The 17,484-nt window shown below is 45.4% G+C and carries 13 protein-coding genes and 1 pseudogene; 9 read left to right on the top strand and 5 right to left on the bottom strand.

Annotated elements, in window-relative coordinates:
* The first annotated feature begins 23 nt into the window (after positions 1–23).
* The 3 genes from AAA970_RS04115 (at position 24) to AAA970_RS04105 (ending at position 4,009) form a co-directional block, all read left to right on the top strand.
* Positions 24–509: a DUF4625 domain-containing protein gene (locus AAA970_RS04115; protein ID WP_338236066.1), complete on the top strand. Its 486-nt coding sequence runs from the start codon at positions 24–26 to the stop codon at positions 507–509.
* A 329-nt stretch (positions 510–838) separates the two neighbouring features.
* Positions 839–1,300, top strand: a complete 462-nt coding sequence (locus AAA970_RS04110) for a DUF4625 domain-containing protein (protein WP_338236065.1) — start codon at positions 839–841, stop codon at positions 1,298–1,300.
* A 459-nt stretch (positions 1,301–1,759) separates the two neighbouring features.
* A complete protein-coding gene (locus AAA970_RS04105; protein WP_338236064.1) occupies positions 1,760–4,009 on the top strand; it encodes a right-handed parallel beta-helix repeat-containing protein in 2,250 nt (749 codons plus the stop codon).
* An 82-nt stretch (positions 4,010–4,091) separates the two neighbouring features.
* Here AAA970_RS04105 and AAA970_RS04100 read toward each other — a convergent pair whose 3' ends face one another.
* Positions 4,092–4,661, bottom strand: a complete 570-nt coding sequence (locus AAA970_RS04100) for a hypothetical protein (protein WP_338236063.1) — start codon at positions 4,659–4,661, stop codon at positions 4,092–4,094.
* Positions 4,662–4,826: 165 nt separating this feature from the next.
* Between AAA970_RS04100 and AAA970_RS04095 the strand changes: the two genes are divergently transcribed.
* From AAA970_RS04095 to AAA970_RS04080, 4 genes and pseudogenes are all read left to right on the top strand, one after another.
* Positions 4,827–5,531 carry a 2-phosphosulfolactate phosphatase gene (locus AAA970_RS04095; RefSeq protein ID WP_053406860.1) on the top strand — a complete coding sequence of 235 codons (705 nt, stop codon included), beginning with the start codon at positions 4,827–4,829 and terminating at the stop codon, positions 5,529–5,531.
* Between the two features lie 17 nt (positions 5,532–5,548).
* On the top strand, positions 5,549–7,999 hold the full coding sequence (locus AAA970_RS04090) for a type IA DNA topoisomerase (protein WP_338236062.1): 2,451 nt from the start codon (positions 5,549–5,551) through the stop codon (positions 7,997–7,999).
* A 447-nt stretch (positions 8,000–8,446) separates the two neighbouring features.
* Positions 8,447–9,112 (top strand): hypothetical protein, encoded by a 666-nt coding sequence (locus AAA970_RS04085; RefSeq protein ID WP_338236061.1) that lies wholly within the window; start codon positions 8,447–8,449, stop codon positions 9,110–9,112.
* 208 nt (positions 9,113–9,320) lie between these two features.
* A pseudogene (locus tag AAA970_RS04080) lies at positions 9,321–9,776 on the top strand (BamA/TamA family outer membrane protein); the annotation flags it as partial.
* 131 nt (positions 9,777–9,907) lie between these two features.
* On the opposite strand, the gene AAA970_RS04075 reads toward AAA970_RS04080, so the two are convergent.
* The 3 genes from AAA970_RS04075 to ruvX are packed head-to-tail and all read right to left on the bottom strand — an operon-like array spanning position 9,908 to position 11,367.
* Complete coding sequence (locus tag AAA970_RS04075) at positions 9,908–10,279, bottom strand: acyl-CoA thioesterase (protein WP_053404120.1); 372 nt, start codon at positions 10,277–10,279, stop codon at positions 9,908–9,910.
* Positions 10,280–10,332: 53 nt separating this feature from the next.
* Complete coding sequence (locus AAA970_RS04070; protein ID WP_053404119.1) at positions 10,333–10,944, bottom strand: trimeric intracellular cation channel family protein; 612 nt, start codon at positions 10,942–10,944, stop codon at positions 10,333–10,335.
* A gap of 6 nt (positions 10,945–10,950) precedes the next feature.
* A complete protein-coding gene (gene ruvX, locus AAA970_RS04065; RefSeq protein WP_338236060.1) occupies positions 10,951–11,367 on the bottom strand; it encodes a Holliday junction resolvase RuvX in 417 nt (138 codons plus the stop codon).
* Positions 11,368–11,498: 131 nt separating this feature from the next.
* Here ruvX and AAA970_RS04060 point away from each other — a divergent pair, with 131 nt between their 5' ends.
* Entirely contained in the window at positions 11,499–13,163 is a 1,665-nt protein-coding gene (locus AAA970_RS04060; protein WP_338236059.1) for a formate--tetrahydrofolate ligase, read from the top strand.
* 193 nt (positions 13,164–13,356) lie between these two features.
* Positions 13,357–14,127, top strand: a complete 771-nt coding sequence (locus AAA970_RS04055; protein WP_338236058.1) for a hypothetical protein — start codon at positions 13,357–13,359, stop codon at positions 14,125–14,127.
* 314 nt (positions 14,128–14,441) lie between these two features.
* Here the strand turns inward: AAA970_RS04055 and AAA970_RS04050 are convergent, their stop codons facing one another.
* A complete protein-coding gene (locus tag AAA970_RS04050; protein WP_338236057.1) occupies positions 14,442–17,336 on the bottom strand; it encodes a SusC/RagA family TonB-linked outer membrane protein in 2,895 nt (964 codons plus the stop codon).
* Positions 17,337–17,484 lie beyond the last annotated feature (148 nt).

Here is a 17,484-nt window from a genome sequence, read left to right as displayed (position 1 = left end):
AATCAAAAACACAATATATCAAAATGAAGAAGTTATTATTTGCTTTCGTATTGGGCACGTTCTTTTCATCATGTTCCAGCGACGACAACAATGACAACACGGTTGCTCCAGAAGTTACGATTAACCAGTTAGCGGATGAAACGGAAGAGCATGACGGAGAAGAAATGGCATTAGTCGAGCCTGGAGAAGAGCTTTATTTAAACGCAGACATTACAGGTAAAAACAAAATCGCTTCTTACAAATTCGATATCCACTTCGCAGGCGATGATCATGATCACCGTACTTCAAGCACGGATGTAGAATGGAGTTGGAATAAGATAGAAGAGTTGGAAGGTGATGTTTACGAAATCAAAATTGATGAAAACATTGTAATGGTTCCAGACGAAATTGAGGGCAACCATATTAAAGAAGGCAAATACCACTTTGCAGTTTTCGCTATTGATGAATTTGGTAACGAGACTGTAGCCAGACAAGATCTTTTGATCGAGCATCATGACCACGAACACTAAAATACGGATATATCCATAAGAAAAGGCTTCCAATTTGGGAGCCTTTTTTGTTTTGGAACAATTTTAGCGCATACAAAGTGAAATGATTAACCCGGATTGTTCATGCTTCAATCCTCGTTTGGCTGTAAGGCGGAAAAAATGAAGGAATTTTTCCTATTTCGAGTTTTTCCCAACGAAACAGATGAATGAGGAGAATGCAAGATTGCCCAAATTTGGGCTATTATAATTCAAAGAAAATCAGTTTTAAAGACTGAAATTAAGTTACTTGTGCTTGGATTATAAATTTAGCGGTGAATAATTCGGGTTTAATTTACCCAAAACACACATATATGAAAAAATTCACTTTACTGTTTTTATTGCCCCTGCTCTCCCTCTTTGCCTGCAATACAGAGGAAAGCCAGTCCGGCCCGCAAATCAGCATCAATAGCCTGGGCACAGAGACCATTACCGTTGAAGATGAACAATTTTTTGCTGTTCAATCCGGTGAAGCACTCCCCCTGTCCGCCATGATCAAAGGCGACACCCCACTGACCGAATATCGCTTTGAAATCCATATTGACGATGGTAATGACCATAATCATAGAGGCAAATCAAGTGAGGTGGCCTGGGAATTCACCAAAACCATTCTCCTCACGGACCAACCCATGGAAATTGACCTGAACACCACTGTTACTGAGGTTCCCTCCACGGGGATCAAATCCGGCAAATACCATTTCGGACTATACGCCAGAGATGAGTTCGGTAAGGAAAACAGCGAATATATCGATTTCTATATTTTGGAAGAAGAATAAACGAATGGCCACTGATACACGGTGGCTTTTTTATTGCCCTTCCGTAAGCCTTGTTTTCGTTTTTTTGGGGGCTGTTACCGCAAGCGGCAACACCGGGCTGGCGTGGCTCACCCCATATGGCCTACCGGCCACCTGTGGTTTAAACAACCCCACTTCATCCCTGCCCCTGCGGGCCACTGGCCCTGCTGAAGTCGTAAATCATAAAAAATTTCTCTCGCAACCTCACTCATTACCAGCAAGTAAGTGAGGGAATCAAAAAATTATCCCGAATTATTCACCGCTAGAGTTAGTGAGCATGAATAATCCGGGTTAATCCCCCCTCTGAAGATATTTTTTTTAACAAAAATTCAAAAAACAACCCCCTGAAAGCCTTTCGAATATTCCTGATAGTCTCAGCCATCAGGGCTAACTTCCCTACTGAAAATTAGACAATACATTATTTCATCAACCCTATTGATCATGAATACAAAAGACGTTTTCAGGCAGGCTACACTTTTCGCCCTACTGGCACTCCTGTTAATAACACCCCACTTAAACTATGCCCGGGACATCTATGTCACTAAAGACGGACAAGACACTAACGACGGTTCAGAGTCGGCTCCATATCTGACGCTAAAGAAAGCCTCAGAAACTGCCCAGCCTGGTGATATTGTTTATATTGGTGAAGGCACGTATGAAGAATGTCTTAGCCCTCAGCAATCCGGAACAGCCGGCAACCCCATCATCTATCAGGCCATCGACGGCCAAAAAGTAATTATTTCCGCCATGCAGGCACTGGAAGGCTGGAGCAGCGACGGCGGCAATATCTACAAAACCCAAACCGATTGGGATTTAGGGCAGCGAAATTTTGTCATGAATGGAGATCAGGTGCTGGATTTAGCCCGCTGGCCCAATAATACGGATGGAGATCGATTCACCCTAAACTCCCTTCGCAATGAAGGCGGAAGCGGTGAGGACGTTATGGTTGACGCCTATCTCTTACATTCCGAAATTCCTAATTGGGACTGGTCGAATGGCGGCTCGGTCATGTTTTACGGTGACCGCCCGGGGTCCGGATGGACCACCTGGCGCGCCTGGATCAAAAGCCAGTCTGCTGGCAGAATTAACTTTGATGCCATCAAAAATCAAAGCTGGATCATCTCGGCACACCCTCCGAAAGATTTAGGCGACTACTTCCTGGAAGGCATCAAAGAGGCATTGGACTATGACAATGAGTGGTATTTTGATGCTAACACCAAAACGCTTTATGTCATTTTACCGGGGGGAGCGCAGCCAGAAGATGGCGCCGTAGCCATGGCCCGCAGAGAAAAAACCATCGATCTCAAAGGTAAAAATTACATCCATGTCAAAAACCTGGCAGTCTTTGGCGGAAGCATAGAAATCGAAGGACAAAACAACCAATTACAAGGCATTACCAGTTTGTATGGCTCCATGACCAGGGGTATCACCCCGGATTTCAATTCCAAAGTAAATGCCATTAATGTGGCCTGGAATTCCTCCAATACCCTGATCGAAAAATGTGAAGTAGGTTTCGGTGATGGTTCCGGAATCTGGGATTCCGGTTCGGGCACCACGATTAAAAACTGCTACATTCATGATTTTAACATGCTGGGATCCTATGATGCTCCCTTAATGGTACGCGGTCAGAATAATGCCAAAGTGTTCAACAATACCGTTACCCGCGGAGGTCGGGATGCCCTTCAGATTATTTCAAAAGGCTCGGAAGTAGCCTACAATGATTTTTCCTATAGTAATTTAATTGCTGATGATTGTGCCCTGCTGTATACCATTGGCGCCAATCTCAATATGGACATCCACCACAACTGGTTTCACGATGCCTCCAGCAGAGGAAAGCTCTATAAAGCAGCCGGCATATATATGGACAATGATGCAGGCAATGTCCGCGTTTACCGCAATGTGGTCTGGAATGTCAGCTGGACTAATATCCAGATTAACTGGGACGGAACGGATATCGACATCTTTAATAATACCCTACTGAAAGCAGATAAAGGAACGATGGGGGCCTGGCATAAACCGGGTACGGAATTCACCAACGTTAAAGTATGGAACAATATATCGGACCAGCGGTCCTCAGATGCCGACGGAAACCAACCTACAGGAGACAATTGGGAGCCTCAGTCTGACAAGCAAAATAATCTGAATGACAATACCTCTTTTACTGATTATTTCAATAATGACTTCACCTTGAAGTCCAATGGCCGCGCTATTGACTTTGGTAGAGAAATCGATGGCTATACCGATGGATTTGTCGGGAATGCACCTGATGCCGGCGCCTATGAATATGGTGACAACTGGGTACCAGGGGTAGACTGGGATATTTACAAAGGCGTACAGAATAATGGCTGCTATGGATTGCCTGGAGAGGCCTGTGGGAGCAATGAAAAACCAGAGGAGCCAGAGGAACCTGAAAATCCTGACGATCCGCTTGGTAGTAACAAGGGGGCAGTTTTATTCCAAATCAATCCCAATCCCTTTACTACGGACATTCACGTGCATAACCTCAGTCGAAAATCCATCAAAAACATCAGCCTGCTGAATAGCGGTGGCCGGTTGGAACAACGCTGGGAAGTGAGTAATGCATCCGAATCACTGGACTTAAAGGTATATTCACCGCTCCCTAGTGGGCTTTACTTTCTAAAAATCACTACGGCCAGCAATAGCGAAACCTTCAAAATTTTGAAGAAATAAAAGGGGAAACGTCCCCAAAAAGCACAAAAAAAGAGGCTATCTCGAATGATGAGACAGCCTCTTTTTTATGCTTTTCAATGCTTTAGAAATCTTCATGCAGATCATCCACTGCCTTAAATTCATGCTTTTCGTAATTCAGATATCGGCTCGCGGCCCAATCCTGACCAAATCCCCAGGCCCCAAAGGCGCCACCGGCAGCAAATAAAATCACCGGAGCAGTACCACCACTCACCACTGCGCCAACTCCCGCTAACACGCCACCGATCACATATTTCACCCGGGCCTTATTCCTCGCTCTTCGGAAAAGTTCCATTCGCTCCTCCGGATTCAGTGGGCGGTTCACCTGATTATTATAAGCCACGTGCAAATTTCTCACCGAAGTCTCGGTCAGGCTTCCTACAGGTAAACTAATAATTTTACCCTGATGATCCTGAAATTTCACCATGCGCGTCGCCTGGAAATTATCCCCTTTTTTAGAGAACATCTTCTTCTTTTGCTTATCCGATGTAATACGAATCGTACCGGGTACAGCAAAATATGATTGGTTATTTTTAGTTTCTAACTTCACATGATCAGCGATCTCAGTCACCTGAGCCTGAACGGAAAAGGACAAGAGCAATCCAAGGGAAAGTAGTATTAAGTTCTTCATCATAGCATTAGCTTTTTAACTTATTTCAATTTATACAAACAAAATATCCATCAAAAATATCTAAGATAATTTCTATCAATATCCATGCAAAAAGGCTCCAACTCATGTGAATCAACCTTTTTAATTTTGTGCAGCTTCTTTAAATTGCATGTTCAAAAATTGAGGAAAATGAAGAAAATTGATATCTGTCTCTCTCCGGAGATGATTCATTTATATGACCTGAAAGGTAAGGTTGCTGTAGTGGTAGACGTACTTCGTGCTACTACCTGCATGGTGACCGGTATAGCTAAGGGCATTCCAAGCATCACCCCCGTAGCCCATCTTGAGGAATGTAAGGTTTTACAGGAAAAAGGATATATCGCAGCGGCCGAAAGAGGAGGCGCTAAAGTGGATGGCTTCGATATGGGGAACAGTCCATATTCCTATATGGAGGCAGCCACCACCGGTAAAAAGGTAGCGGCCACCACTACCAATGGGACCTTAGCCATCACCAAATCAGCAGATGCAGATGAAATTATCATCGGGGCATTTATCAACCTGGAGGCAGTGACCAACTACCTGGCTGCTCAGGATAAAGATGTGGTGATCGTGGCAGCTGGCTGGAAGGGTAAATTCAACCTGGAGGACAGCCTTTTTGCAGGAGCTTTGGCCGAGGCATTAGAAGGACAATTTGAATTTGCGGATGACGCCTCCCTGGCCATGAAAGTGCTATACCTTTCGGTGAAGCATGACCTTTTGGGTTTTCTGGCCGCCTCTTCCCATGCGAAGCGCCTGGCAAAAATGAACATTCAGAAAGACATTGAATTTGCGCTGACGCCAAATCAGTACGATATTGTACCGGTAGTCAGAAACGGAGAAATCGTAAAACCTTAAATCCCCATCCTCGGCTTATGAAAGTATGTATTGCGGAGAAACCCTCGGTGGCCCGGGAAATAGCGGCCATCATTGGCGCCAAAGAAAGGCATGATGGCTATATGCAGGGCAATGGCTATCAGGTGACCTGGACCGTCGGGCACTTATGCACCCTGAAGGAGCCGCATGATTATTCCGCAGGACTCAAAAGCTGGGGACTGAGTACGCTGCCCATTCTACCACAAAAGTTCGGCATCAAGCTGATCAAGGATGCCGGCATGCGAAAGCAGTTTAAAGTCATTGAGAAATTGGTAAAGGGCGCCACGGAGGTGATCAACTGTGGTGATGCCGGCCAAGAGGGAGAGCTGATCCAGCGTTGGGTATTGCATAAAGCAGAATGCAAGGCGCCCATCAAACGGCTGTGGATTTCCTCCCTTACGCGTGAAGCCATCATCGAAGGCTTTCAGAATCTGAAGGACGGTAAGGACTTTGATTTGCTTTATGCGGCAGGAAGTGCCCGTGCCATTGGTGACTGGATCCTGGGCATTAATGCCACCCGCCTGTATACCCTGAAATACGGGGGAGGCAAAGGGGTATTGTCCATCGGTCGGGTGCAAACACCAACGCTTTCCCTGATTGTGGATCGCTTTGAGGAGATTCAGAACTTCAGGCCGGAACCATATTGGGAATTGAAGACCAAATACCGGGAGGTTTTGTTTTCCGCCGCCAAGGGAAGATTCCTGCAGAAAGAGAAGGCAGAGTCAGCATTGGAGGCCATCAAACAAGGGCCTTTTCAGATCACTGATTTTGAAAAAAAGGAAGGAAAAGAACACCCGCCGAGGCTTTTTGACCTGACCGCCCTACAGGTGGAATGTAATAAGAAGTTTGGCTTTTCTGCAGACCAGACCCTGAAACTGGTGCAATCCCTCTATGAGAAAAAGTTTGTGACTTACCCTCGTGTGGACACCTCCTTCCTGCCGAATGACATCTACCCCAAGGTACCGGGCATTCTGGGAAGCATGAAGGCTTATGCCCAACTGACCGCCCCGCTAATGGGCAAAAAGATCCGGAAATCTAAAAAAGTCTTTGATGACAAAAAGGTGACCGATCACCACGCCATCATTCCCACAAATGTGACTGCCGTAGGCATGAATCAGCAGGAAGCCATGGTCTACCAGATTATCGCCTTGCGTTTCATCTCGGTATTCTATCCGGACTGTATTGTGTCTAAGACCAATGTGAAAGGAATGGCTGAAAAGGTAGAGTTTAAAGCCAGTGGCAAGCAGATTCTCTCCCCTGGCTGGAGAGAAGTATACGCACAAAGCAATCAGCATGTAGAGGAAGAAGACGGCAAAAAAGGACCGGAAGAAAACCAGCTGATGCCGGCATTTACCGTTGGGGAATCGGGGCCGCATCAACCGCAGCTTCAACAGAAAGAAACCAAGCCACCGAAGCTATACACCGAGGCTACTTTACTCCGGGCAATGGAGACCGCCGGTAAGCTGATTGAAGACCATAAAGGCGAAAAAGAGGCAGAAGAAGGCAGTGATGATATTGATGTAGAAGAACTTCGGGCAGCCATGAAGGAGAACGGCATCGGCCGACCTTCCACCCGGGCCGCCATTATCGAAACGCTATTCAGAAGAAAATACATTCAGAAGCAACGCAAAAACCTGGTCCCCACGACCACCGGAGTACAGCTGATCCATACCATTCAGAATGAGTTGTTGAAATCTGTAGAACTGACTGGCCAGTGGGAATACAAGTTGCGGCAAATAGAAAAAGGCAACTACCCTACTACCACCTTTTTGGATGAGATGCGCCACCTGATCAACGGCATTGTACATGAGGTGAAGCACGATCACCGTGGCCCTATAGAGATGGCCGCAGAGGTAGTGAAGCAAAAAGGAAAAAGCAGCACTTCAAAACCTGCAACGAACAGCAAAACTGATGGCGTAGCCGGTATTCCATGCCCTAAATGCAAACAAGGGCAATTGATGAAGGGCAATACGGCCTTTGGCTGTTCCAATGTCCGTAATAAAACTTGTGACTTTGTATTACCCTTTCAGTTTTTGGGCAAGAAGATCACCGAAAAGCAATGGCTAAACTTATTGGAAAAAGGCAATACCGGACTGATCAAAGGCTTTGAGAAGGAAGGCAAGAAAGTGAATGGCCATATCACCTTCGGAGAACACTTCCGGCTGGCCTTTGAACTGAAAGTTGAAAAGCCTTTGGCCTGCCCCAGGTGTGGTGGGGAGGTGATTCAGGGGAAAGAAGCCCATGGCTGCTCCAATTTCAGGCAAGGCTGTACCCTCAGAATCCCCATGAAAACCTATGGCAAGACCATCACTAAAGCCCAGCTGAAGGCATTGGTGGAAAAAGGAAAAACACCGGTAATCAAAGGGTTTAAGAGCCCAAAGGGACAGGTCTTTAATGCCTTCCTGAGTCTGAACGAGGATGGCTCCCTCAAATTTAACCCTGCAGACTAAACATTTGACAATAAATAGCCTGACTAAGGATTAAAAAGGGAGCGTAGAATTTAACTACACTCCCTTTTTTCGTTTCATTAGGATCTGGATAACCCTACGCGCAAGCAAAACCAACAATTCTGGTCCTATAATCACAAAAACCTAAACAAAAGACAGGGTTAAGCTTGGTAATCGCCACGGAATTCCTTTAATTCAAATGTACACTGATCGAAGATGATTATCCGAGGCAAGGAGCATACAGACAGAGACAAGTCTTTGCGCCATTGAATTTGCACCTATCGCTTGCCCTTGCCGGTGAACATAAACAACCCCCTGATGCCTCCGGTACTCAGGGGTTTTGGTTTTAGGCCTCTTCAGGTTTGGATTGGTAAATCCCTTACATTTTTTGTATATTCTTAGGATACTCCAAAAACTATCCTAACCCAAAAACCAAAGTCCAGCCTCTACATGAGCCGAAACCTAAACCCTCGCCTTGGGCTAATCGCCTTATTCCTGTGCCTTTGCTCCACGATCTCCTTTGCGGAGAAAAAAAAGGAACAGAAAAAAGAGAAAAATCATTCCATATTGCCCTTACCGGTAATCTATTACTCCCCGGAAACCAAACTTGCCTTTGGAGGTCTGGTATTTAACCTTTTCCATATGGAACCGGAGGATACCCTCACCCAAACGTCCTATGTGCGATCGGCCTTCATTTATACGCTGAACAATCAATATCTTTTTGAGGTGGACAATGCCCTTTTCTTCCGGGATGACCGAATGCGGATGAAAAACTACTTTATACTGAGAAGCTATCCGGACTTTTTCTACGGCATTGGGCAGGACATCGTCGCAGAAGATGATAAAGAACAAATCGCCTTTTTCGATCTAAAGTACCGCGCTTCTTTCCTCTTTCGGATTGCCAAGAATATGTACCTGGGTCCCCGCTACCAGCTTTACAGTGCCATGGACATCGACCTTCCCGAAGAAAGCATGATCCGGGACAGGGAGTTGACCGGCTATGGAGGCTATACTTCTTCCGGGCTGGGGCTGGCCTTTCAATGGGATACCCGGGATAATGTCCTCAATGCCACCTCCGGCCACCTGATAGAATTAGCCCGGATTGTTCATGCTTAAATCCTCGTTTAGCTGCTAGGCGGGAAAAATGAAGGAATAGTATCCTATTTCGAGTTTTTTCCAACGAAGCAGATGAATGAGGAGAAAGCAAGCATACCCAAATTTGAGCTATTGATAATTCGACAAAGCTAACCGCAAAACACTGAAATATAGGCTTTTTAAATGATTAACTAAATCTAGCGGTGAATAATTCGGGTTAGAGACCGAACACAATATGGGCTTGCTGGGAAGTAGCTTCCGCTATGATTGGATGGGGCTGGACATGCGCTACTTCCACCGACTTCATCCTTCTGGTGTATTGGCATTGCACTATCGGGGAGAATTTACCACCGGAGAGGTCCCCTTTGAAAGTCTGGCGAAGATGGGATCTTCTGAAATTATGCGTGGCTATTTCAAAGGCAAATACCGGGACAAAGTCACCATCGCCACACAAGTTGAATACCGACAGCACATTTGGTGGCGTATTGGCATGGTCGCATTTGCCGGTGTGGGTGACGTGTCTTCTTCCCTTGGGGAGTTTACCATTAACCACCTCAAATGGAGCTATGGCGCAGGACTGCGCTTCCGCGTGAAAGATGATGAAAACCTGAATATCCGCTTAGACTACGGACTGGGGAACGATGGCAACTCAGGATTCTATATTGAAATAGCGGAAGCTTTCTAAAGTAGAAGAAACAAAAGGGCGATCGGCTTAGGGATGAAGCGGGCTTGCCTGAACCACAGCGGCCCAAAAGGCCGATGGGGTGAGCCGCGCCAGCCCGACCGTGCGGTAGCGCGGGAAGCCCCAAATAAAGATTAGTCTTCTCTTGCCGCTGTCACGCCATGAGGAGCAGGCTTACCTTCTTCGTCGAGATTGACAAAGACCACCTTATCGATGGTGATGATCTCTTTCAAATCTTCTTTACGGCGTGCTACGCAGCGTACGGTAATAGATGTTCGCCCAAAGTTGACCACTTCACAACCGATTTCGATGATGTCTCCCTGTTTGGCGGAAGCCATAAAGTTAATTTCAGACATGTACTTGGTCACCAGGCGAGGCGTCGCCAGCTGACAACGAGCGAAGATATAAACCTCCACATCCAACCACGCTAATAGCTTTCCTCCGAAGAGGGTAAGATGAGAATTAAGATCTGAAGGTTGAACGAGCTTTCTGCTTCTAAATTTCATAGGTTATGCTTGTTGATAACCTGAATTTGCGGAATAAGTATCTAAAAAACAAACTAGCTCCGCATGCGTGGCAGGGAGATATGGTGTTTAATGGACAGCAATCGAATAGCGATTACTACCCCCATGGTCACAAAAGAAACCAGCACTTCGTCCAGTCCGTAACCATGTAAAATTACATATACGGCACCACCAAACAGGCAGGCAGTAGCATAAACCTCTTTCCGCAAGATAAGGGGTATCTCATTACACAATACATCACGGGTCGCACCGCCCACGACCGAAGACACCATCCCCATGATAACGGCATAAGGCGCACTAATTCCCGCATCCAGGCCTTTCGTCACCCCGATCACGGTGAACACACCGATACCAATGGTATCAAAAAGAAAGAGCGTTTGCTTCAAACGACGTACAGGCCCGGCAAAGGCATATACAATCCCCACCGCAATACCGACTACCGCCAGGTAGTTCAGATCATGAAACCAAAATACGGGCTGATTGCCTAACAACATATCGCGGACAGTCCCCCCACCTAATGCGGTGATAAACCCAATCATCATAGCCCCGAAAACATCCATCTTCTTATCAGCGGCCGTCTGTATGCCGGAGATGGCAAAGGCTAGCGTACCTGCCAAATCCAAAAAATAAATAAACTCCTGATGCATTGCCTATTAAAATCCGCTATTTCTTTCCATATAAGACTGCAAGATCACCGCAGCACTTACCTTATCTATATTTCCTTTATTGGCGCGATCTTTCTTCTTCGCCCCGCTGCTGATCATGGCGTTCATGGCGATTTTGGACGTGAATCGCTCATCTTCCAAATGGATGGGAATGCTGGTAATCTTCTTTAGCCGATTAATAAAGGCCTGCACATTCCGGGTATTGTTCGTATCCGTATTATCCAAATTCTTAGGCCAGCCCACGATGATCGCGTCGACGGTCTCCTGCTTACTATAGTTCAGGATGAAATCCACTATATCCTTGGAATGCACCGTATCCAGCGGGCTGGCGATAATCTGCATAGGGTCGGTTACGGCTATTCCCACCCGTTTTGTGCCATAATCGATGGCCATCAATCTTCCCATAATCCTGTAATTTTATATGATGCCGCAAAGGTATTAAAAAGATTATGACCTGCGGCAGTAAGTGGCAAAGGAAAAATGTTTATTTTTGCGCCCACTGTTAAAAATAGCATGGTTATTGACGCAAATCTTACATGAAGACGGACATTCAAATCGCACGCGAGGCAAAGCTTGCTCCCATTCAAGACATCGCCAAACAGGTAAATATCCCTACAGAGGAGCTTTACCCTTATGGAAAACACATTGCTAAGGTACCTCATACCTTGGTGGATGAGGAGAAAGTTCAGCAGTCGAATTTGATTTTGGTGACGGCCATTACCCCTACCAAATCAGGCAACGGTAAAACCCTTACCTCTATCGGGCTAACCCTTGGACTTAATAAAATCGGCAAAAAGGCCATTGTAGCCCTACGGGAACCTTCTCTTGGACCATGCTTTGGCATGAAGGGAGGAGCTGCCGGTGGCGGATACGCTCAAGTAGTGCCGATGGAGAAAATTAACCTGCACTTTACAGGAGACTTCCACGCCATTACTTCTGCCCACAATATGATTTCTGCCCTGCTGGACAACTACCAGCATCAGAATAAATTCAACGGAAAAATGTTGAAAGAGGTCGTATGGAAGCGCGTATTGGACGTGAATGACCGTAATCTTCGCCAGATGGTATCCGGCGTTGGCGGGAATGCCAATGGTGTGATGAGTGAGACCGGATTCGACATCACCCCGGCTTCAGAGATCATGGCCATTATGTGTCTGGCTACGGATCTGGAAGATTTGCGCCACCGTATTGAGAATATTTTATTAGGTTATACTGCTGACAACAAGCCTTTCACCGTGAAAGATTTGGAGGTAGCAGGCGCCATCGTGGCTTTATTAAAAGATGCTATTGACCCGAACCTGGTACAAACCACTGAAAACACACCTGCATTTGTACACGGCGGACCATTCGCCAACATTGCCCATGGATGTAACTCCGTATTGGCCACTAAACTGGCCATGACTTTTGGAGAGTATGCGGTAACCGAGGCGGGTTTTGGTGCGGACCTGGGAGCGGAGAAGTTCTTCAATATCAAATGCCGCCAGGCGGGTATTGCTCCTAAGGCAACCGTAATTGTGGCGACCTGTCCGGCATTGAAAATGCATGGTGGTGTAGCGGAAGATGAACTGAAACAGGAAAACACTGAAGGGGTAACGAAAGGATTAGAGAACCTGGCCAAACATGTGGAAAACATGCAGTCCTTTGGACAGCCAGTAGTCATTGCCCTAAACCGTTTCCCATGGGATACGGATGCAGAATTAGCCGTAGTGAAAGACTGGGCTTCTACCAAAGGCATCCGCATTTCTTTAATGACCGCATTCGCCGATGGTGGTGAAGGAGGGATGGAGCTTGCCCAGGCTGTGGTAAACGCTGTTGAGCATGACAACAGTCAATTGGATTTCAGCTATCAGGAAGAGGCCGGAGTGGTCACCAAGCTGGAAACTATTGTGAAAAATATTTATGGAGGAGAGGGTGTAGTATTTGAAGGCCGGGCGCCATTAATGCTACGTCGCATCAAACGCCTTGGGCTGGAACACCTGCCGGTGTGTATGGCCAAGACGCAATACTCCTTCAGTGATAACGCCAAAGCTTATGGCGTCGCGAAGAATTTCAAGATTACGATTGATGATCTGATCATCAATACCGGTGCAGGCTTCATCGTGGCCAAGGCCGGTGCGATTATGCGTATGCCAGGCCTTCCAAAGGTTCCGGCAGCGAATAATATCGACGTGATAAACGGTGAAATCGAGGGTTTGTCGTAATCCGATAAGCCCACATTATCCATTCTGAAGCAGCATCCTTAATTGGGTGCTGCTTTCTTTTTACCTGCATAGAGGTATCTTGATGCAATTAAAGACTATCCCATTTCAATCAATTCTTCCGAGAGCTTAAAATCCCATGCTTCATGGCACCCTGTTTGATTTAGCTTCAACAATCATCAGAAGCATAATCAACATGAAGCAAATATACACTCTAATAATGGCCTTCGGTCTGCTCTTTGGCTTAAGTAATTGCTCCAAAAAAAACGATACCATCATTGAGCCGGAATTACTACCTATTGAAGGCTTTTATATGCTCACCCCTTACATTGGAAGCCTGAACCTCAACCCCATAGTGGACGGACAGCTTCAGGGGACTTTCAATGGTATTCCCATCAAAGAGGTTAGCCCTGTAAATGTTCCCATGCCACAGACCTTTACTTCTGCTGTTGAACTGGAAGAGGGACGGTTCCGGGTATTTGAGGTAGAGCTCCCTGATATACATGGGCAATTCAGATTCGATGGTTTCCACAATCGGCTATACTATAAATTAACTTTCCGCGGGGAAACTTATAGTAGTAATAGCCTGAACATGACCAACGGCTATGGCCTTGGCACTTGTGACCATGATATACTCATGGACTATATGGATGAGGTAATCGAGGAGCTGAACCGATACAATCCCGACTATCAGGCCATTCGTGAGGACAAAGTAGAATGCATGATGTTTCTGTCCTCGATGGTCGCTTCCTTTGAAAACCAAATCGCATTCCTTCACCTATACAAAGCCTGTTCTAGTTGGGTGGTGCATCCCGTACTCGATTGGCTCATTGATGAATTCACCGAAATCATGCTCCTCTTCCGGGAACTACTTGATACCATTGATCAGTGGTGGGATGTACATCCGGAACCCTTCCTGGAAACGGTGAAGCGCATGACTTCCATCAGCCGAAATATGCATGATTAGCACGACGAATCATGCTTAAGCCGGATTATTCGTGCTTAAATCCTCGTTTAGCTTCTAGGTGGGAAAAATGGAGGAATAGTTTACTATTTCGAGTTTTTACCACCCAAGCAGATAAATGAGGAGAAAGCAAGCCTGCCCAAATTTGGGCTATTATAAATCAAAGAAAATAAATTGTAATGAACTGAAATTAGATCACTTGCGATCAGTTAATAAATATGGCGGTGAATAATTCGGGTTAAACGATCATCATCAACCTCCCTTAAACGAAGTAAAAAAAATCATTATTGATGTCTTTAGACCTGTTTTTTCAGGTCTTAAAATTTAAAACCTACCTCCATTCCATAGCTCGCCACACTTGGTGCTATGGCACTCCCCCTTCCTAATGGAAGCGCTCTTGAAACCTCTATTTGCGCCTCCGGGTCAAATCCTTTCTTATCCAGTCCCCAGGTCCACAGGTTTCGTCCAAAAAGTCCAATATTCAAATCATATAAAAAAACCAGTTTTCCATTGGGAATACGCCAATTCAACCGGGCTTCCCGTAGCTTCACATAACATGCATCCAAAACGTTCAATATCTGCGCCTCATTATGATGCATCCCGCCATATTCCCGAGCCGTCATTTTTTGGGGAGTACCTGTTTCATACCCCTCTAATTGAATCCCCTCTTCCCGAATACCTCCAGCTACAGTAGCCTCAAGAAGACCAGCATACATTCCTTTTTGATGATCCTCTGAGAAAAAATATCCTCCTCTACTGCGCTCAATCAAAAAGGAAAAGGAGAAATCTTTATAACGGAGCTGATTGGACAAAGACATTCGAAAATCAGGATAAACGGTACCCACCATGCTCGCTTCATCCTCCATTAAATACTTCCCATTCACTAAAATTGGCTGTCCATTTTCATGATATTGAAAATCCCGAAGTCTGAGCTGACCAAAAGGCAGTCCTACTTGCGCATAGGGGCTGACCATATGTTCCTCCTGAAGCTTCAGCATGGGCAATCCTTCCGCAATCTTTTTAACCTCGTTCCTATTCCAGGAGCTCAGCAGTGTTGAGTTCCATTGCCAAACCCCTTGCCGCACCCAATCAATACCAACATTCAGTTCCAATGCATGATTCCTCATAGCCCCTTCACTTAGGCCTTGAGCGCTATAACCGGTATTTGATGAAACTGACACCAAATTCAAGGCATTAGTAATATCTTGGCGAAACCATTGTAGCCCAATTGTCAGCGGGATCGCCCTTAAGCTGCTTTGAAAAGCAATACTCCATTCCTGCTGCTCAACCGGAGACATATCTCCGAACCTAATATCCTCGTACCCATACCATTGCTCCCCCAACTCCATCTTTGTAAAGGCTATATTTAAAAAACTATGCCCCATCCATTTTACCTCCTTAAAAAGATGTAATTCTTTTAAATTAATATTAAACTGCCCGCCAAGGCTATAAAGGTCGTCCTCCTCCCTTGCCACATTGGCTTCTAATTGCTTACGGTAAGCTAAATCCAATCGAAAGATATTATCCCACTTGAAATAAGGATTCAAAAAGGCGAAGGTATCATATTGCCTCACCTGCTCTTCTAGGGTAGAAATCGCTATTAAATTCTGTTGCTGTTGATTAAAGGCATAGATATAATGATTGTGCGCTAACCGTCGTTCTTGATATTGGATGCCCCCCAATCCACCAATGTGTAATTTACCTTTTGAAAAATCATGAAAATTCAAGAAAAGCTCCTGTTGCCCCCAATCCTGATTCCAATTAATATTCCGGCGCTCTTCCAAGCCTGCCTGACCATCAAGAAAGGCCTTGCGCTCCACAGCATCTGCCTTAGCCTGATCGAAATAAGTCCGGACCCGCAAATCCAAATATTTGCTCAAATTCACATTCAAGCCAATATGTCCATAAAATCTTTGTTGTTCATCATTTTGATAATCCTCCATCCTGATCCAATAAGGATTAAGGTGATATTTGGCTTGTGGTGAATCAAAACTGTATCGGTTCCATGTTTTTTGTGATCCATCGGCATGCTTATAGTCACCAAGCATTCCATAATCAAGCTGTCTTTGTCCCCACTGCCACATTTGAACAAAAGGGTTACGTACGCCCCCCCGATTCACTCGCCCCTTATATGCTGACTGATAATAATTCAAGGAGGTCTCCAATCTTACCTTACGCCCAAGCATCATGGCGCCTTGCCCCTTCAAAAAGTCACGCTGGTAGCTACTGTTGGGCAAATAATTTTCGCCATCCATCCGTTCATAAACCAACCTGAAATTTCCTTTTGCATATTGTCCATTTAAACCAATTCTATTTCTCAAATGCAGAGCAGACTTAAAAAAAGTGGATTCATCCTTTTCAGGAAATACCCAAGGACTAGTCCCATTGATGTTCACCCCGGAAGCACCATCTTCAAGGTTATGAAAATGAACCACCTGCTGACCATTAAGCATTGGCCCCCAAGACTCATCAGCGGCATAATCCACAAGGGAATAGGTCTGATCCCCCACAATTCTCTCCTCAAAATCATTGCTTAGGCCTCCTCCATATCTATTTTGCAAGCGGGGGTAATCCCTCACCTGATCTACCATGACGGCAGATCCAACATCTACAGATATACCCTTGGGTTGGTTTGCTCCGGTCTTTGTTTTAATCATGATCACCCCGGACCGAGCGGCGGCACCATATAGTATTTTCGCTATTCCAGCTGAATGAAACTCTAAATGCTCAATTTCCGCTGGATTAATGGCCTGTAAGAGCTGCCCGTAGTCAAATTGCTCCCCAGCCATTTCGATGCACTGCATCGGTAATCCATCTATTACAATTAAGGGTGCAACTTGTGTCATAAAACTATTAGCGCCTCTCAACAAAGTAACCAAACTCCCATCATGAACCCCTGAAGAATGCATCAGATTCAAACCATTTAGCTTTCCCGAAAGCCCTATTAAAAAATTTTGCTGCCCATCCGTCTGAATTTCACTTCCGGCAATATGATAACCCAAAAATCGATTTTGATCCTTTCCTTCCAAACCAAAAGGAACCAAAGGCAAATCTTTCCTGGCCGAAAGCACAATGGAGGAGTCCGACTTTAAACGAATCCTGGTGGTAGAATATCCCTCTTTCTCCACAAACCAAATGGCATGCTTTGAAGAGGCCACGACCGTCCCTAAGGAATCCGAACAACCATATTCATCTCCACTTAATATTTTCACACCAGAAAGGGGGGGCCCTTTTTCATCCAAAAAATGGAGTTGATAATTGGATTGTGCTGATAGGTTAAATGATAAACAGAGTAAAAAACTACAGAAAAAATATTTCAGCAGATTCATAGTAGGTATTTTTTGATCAAAAAAAGCCTGA

The organism is Persicobacter diffluens (assembly GCF_036244895.1).
Lineage (GTDB): Bacteria > Bacteroidota > Bacteroidia > Cytophagales > Cyclobacteriaceae > Persicobacter > Persicobacter diffluens.
The sequence above is the reverse complement of the archived record's forward strand: the minus strand, read 5'-3'. Positions and strand labels throughout refer to the sequence as shown.

Bases quoted from the DNA above. Each gene is read 5' to 3' on its own strand.
- AAA970_RS04115 (WP_338236066.1), top strand. From the start codon at position 24: ATGAAGAAGTTATTATTTGCTTTCGTATTGGGCACGTTCTTTTCATCA.
- AAA970_RS04110 (WP_338236065.1), top strand. From the start codon at position 839: ATGAAAAAATTCACTTTACTGTTTTTATTGCCCCTGCTCTCCCTCTTT.
- AAA970_RS04105 (WP_338236064.1), top strand. From the start codon at position 1,760: ATGAATACAAAAGACGTTTTCAGGCAGGCTACACTTTTCGCCCTACTG.
- AAA970_RS04100 (WP_338236063.1), bottom strand. From the start codon at position 4,661: ATGATGAAGAACTTAATACTACTTTCCCTTGGATTGCTCTTGTCCTTT.
- AAA970_RS04095 (WP_053406860.1), top strand. From the start codon at position 4,827: ATGAAGAAAATTGATATCTGTCTCTCTCCGGAGATGATTCATTTATAT.
- AAA970_RS04090 (WP_338236062.1), top strand. From the start codon at position 5,549: ATGAAAGTATGTATTGCGGAGAAACCCTCGGTGGCCCGGGAAATAGCG.
- AAA970_RS04085 (WP_338236061.1), top strand. From the start codon at position 8,447: ATGAGCCGAAACCTAAACCCTCGCCTTGGGCTAATCGCCTTATTCCTG.
- AAA970_RS04075 (WP_053404120.1), bottom strand. From the start codon at position 10,279: ATGAAATTTAGAAGCAGAAAGCTCGTTCAACCTTCAGATCTTAATTCT.
- AAA970_RS04070 (WP_053404119.1), bottom strand. From the start codon at position 10,944: ATGCATCAGGAGTTTATTTATTTTTTGGATTTGGCAGGTACGCTAGCC.
- ruvX (WP_338236060.1), bottom strand. From the start codon at position 11,367: ATGGGAAGATTGATGGCCATCGATTATGGCACAAAACGGGTGGGAATA.
- AAA970_RS04060 (WP_338236059.1), top strand. From the start codon at position 11,499: ATGAAGACGGACATTCAAATCGCACGCGAGGCAAAGCTTGCTCCCATT.
- AAA970_RS04055 (WP_338236058.1), top strand. From the start codon at position 13,357: ATGAAGCAAATATACACTCTAATAATGGCCTTCGGTCTGCTCTTTGGC.